General features: G+C 40.8%; 2 protein-coding genes. One reads left to right on the top strand and one right to left on the bottom strand.

Annotated features, from left to right (window positions below):
* Nucleotides 1–142: 142 nt before the first annotated feature.
* Nucleotides 143–442 (top strand): YfcZ/YiiS family protein, encoded by a 300-nt coding sequence (locus tag R8269_RS25800; RefSeq protein WP_005488152.1) that lies wholly within the window; start codon nucleotides 143–145, stop codon nucleotides 440–442.
* A gap of 44 nt (nucleotides 443–486) precedes the next feature.
* Here R8269_RS25800 and R8269_RS25795 read toward each other — a convergent pair whose 3' ends face one another.
* Nucleotides 487–759, bottom strand: coding sequence for a YnjH family protein (locus tag R8269_RS25795; RefSeq protein ID WP_005498191.1), 273 nt, complete (start codon nucleotides 757–759; stop codon nucleotides 487–489).
* Between the last annotated feature and the right edge of the window lie 333 nt (nucleotides 760–1,092).

The following is a 1,092-nucleotide window of genomic DNA, read 5'->3' as shown; positions in this document are numbered from 1 at the left end:
TATTGTTGACTTACTCCCCCAATCGTTAACCGGCAATTAACAAAACAACATACTGTTGTATTTTTATACGAAACTGCTCATTTTTGTAGATACAGATCAAATACCTGCTAGAATACCCTTAGTTTTTACAAGAGGATTCGTTATGAGTGTCGAATTAGAAGAAAGCCAAGTATGTGAAGCTTGTGGCTGTGCTGGTGAGATTGGTTTCATCATCAAAGAAGGCGACGAGGTTGCTGACGTAACGATTTTCGCAGAGACTAAAGATGCATTAGAGTCTGAGTTAGCGAAATACATCGAACTAGCTAAATCAGTCTGCGCTGGCGTTGAATACAATGTGTCAGAGCTGACAGAAGAATCTAAAGAGCTAACCGCTCGATTCAAGTTTGAAGTAAGTGCAGAAAAGCTTATTTTTGAACTGAAAACTCGCTCTCTAGCGCGTTAATTCAATTTAAAGCGAGCAACGAGCTCGCTTTATTCTTATCTAAATCACTTCTTTTGCTTCAACACGACCCACTTTAACGACCCATTGGTTTCGTAGTCGTTTTCATCAGAGCACACCAAAAGCACATCATCGACTTTGATTACCGCACCAGCGGTATAGGCTTTATCTTCGTAGTAACAAATTCGCTGGCCTATTTTACCATCAGCAACCACCAAAGCCTTTGACTCCGGCGTACTGTAAGATTTGGCAAAAACTGAACCAGACAATAGCGCGACCATGGCGCTCAGAGTAAAAATAGAAACTCTTTTAAACTTCATGAATATCCCCTTATGCCCGAACAATACTAGCAAGGAAGTATTTCAGGTTCTTGGCAGAATCTCATATTCTAGCAATTTGTTCTTACTTCTAATTCTCAGATATTCCTCCACGTCGTTACGAACAACGGCGAGTTAAGCTCAGGCCGATATAGCCGTCACTGACTCTTTAGGTTATGCTTTTGTCGTTTTTATTGGAAAGTAATCGTTATGCGTTTCATCCCTTTCGCCCTCGCGTTAATTACATTTAGCTCGTCTCCTAGTGCTTACGAGCTCGATTACTATTCCAAATTTGGCCACATCGACAACTATGGCAATCTAGATCTTCGAAACAAG

This window comes from Vibrio sp. Vb0667 (assembly GCF_033391095.1).
The sequence above is the reverse complement of the archived record's forward strand: the minus strand, read 5'-3'. Positions and strand labels throughout refer to the sequence as shown.